The organism is Ochrobactrum sp. BTU2, from assembly GCF_024539785.1.
In the GTDB taxonomy this organism is placed as follows: Bacteria; Pseudomonadota; Alphaproteobacteria; order Rhizobiales; family Rhizobiaceae; genus Brucella; species Brucella anthropi.
This window is the reverse complement of the sequence record NZ_JAHWRG010000096.1, coordinates 1-617: the sequence shown is the minus strand read 5'-3', so window position 1 is coordinate 617 and position 617 is coordinate 1. Positions and strand designations below refer to the sequence as shown.

The following is a 617-nucleotide window of genomic DNA, read 5'->3' as shown; positions in this document are numbered from 1 at the left end:
CGCATAAATGTTGTTTTGGCGCATCAAACGCCCAACGCGGCGATGCCCGACAGATAATCCAATATCTCGGAGCTCTTGTGTCATGCGGGGACGACCATAAGATTTAAGGCTAAGATGGTACTGCTCTCGAATATGCGCTAGGAGCACCATATCCTGTCTTTGCCGGTTGCTTAAAGGTCTTCTGCGCCAGGCACGATAACCGCGTGATGTAACGTCCATAATTTGGCATAGCCGATGGACTGGAATTTGATTGCGGTGTTCTTCCACGAAAGCAAACCTCATTTGCTTTGGTTCGCGAAGAACACGGTGGCCTTTTTTAATACTTCCCTCTCCTCCAGAAGTAGGCGGTTCTCCTTACGCAGCCGTTCATTTTCTTTTGCTAAATCAATGTCGGCAGCAGGAGGCATATTCTCGGGGCGAGAACGCTGTATCCATTTTGACAACGTGGAAAGGCCGACACCCAAATCGGTTGCTACCTGGCGACGAGTAAAACCACTCGTAAGCGCAATCCGAACCGCTTCGCGTCTGAAATCGTCTGTGTGTGAAACTGCCATAAATCTTCTCCTTAATGACAAATAGTCTATTCAAGGAGGCGGAAGCAAACCGTGACAAGTCCA

Annotated in this window: 1 pseudogene; it reads right to left on the bottom strand. The window is 48.9% G+C overall.

The window, feature by feature from the left end:
* Window positions 1-554, bottom strand: a pseudogene (locus KWJ32_RS28185) (transposase); the annotation flags it as partial.
* Window positions 555-617 lie beyond the last annotated feature (63 nt).